Source organism: Pseudomonas sp. AC463, from assembly GCF_979253585.1.
Window position 1 is genome coordinate 1 of record NZ_CEEDDZ010000238.1, and the last position, 362, is coordinate 362.

Annotated in this window: 1 protein-coding gene; it reads left to right on the forward strand. The window is 66.6% G+C overall.

Going from position 1 to position 362, the window contains the following annotated elements:
• Positions 1-152: 152 nt before the first annotated feature.
• On the forward strand, positions 153-362 hold a 210-nt coding region (locus AC0IYH_RS29950), incomplete at its 3' end, for a DUF6445 family protein (RefSeq protein WP_471837730.1).

Sequence of the window (362 nt, forward strand, 5' to 3'; positions counted from 1 at the left end):
GACATGGTCATCGCCCAGCTTGAGGGCCGTGACCCCGTGCGCCGGGTCGAGCATCCCTATTCCCTGCTGATCCGCCAATCCGCCGCCGCACCGAGGCTGGACGATAACGCGAAAGCCGCTACCCGATCGTCGAAAGCTGGTGGCGAGGTTCGATGACACCGTTTCAGCTAGCACCGGGAGCGCGGCTGAACGCGACGCTGTTGGGGCAGGAGCAGGAACCGCTGCTCCAGTCGGACGGGATACTGGCCGATCCGGACGAGCTGGTCCGCGGTGCTTCGGCCAGCGACCTCCTGCCCGCCTATAGTCCCGCCGGCGGCTTTCCGGGTCTCAGGAGCGCGCTGCCGAGCGACTATATCCAGAAG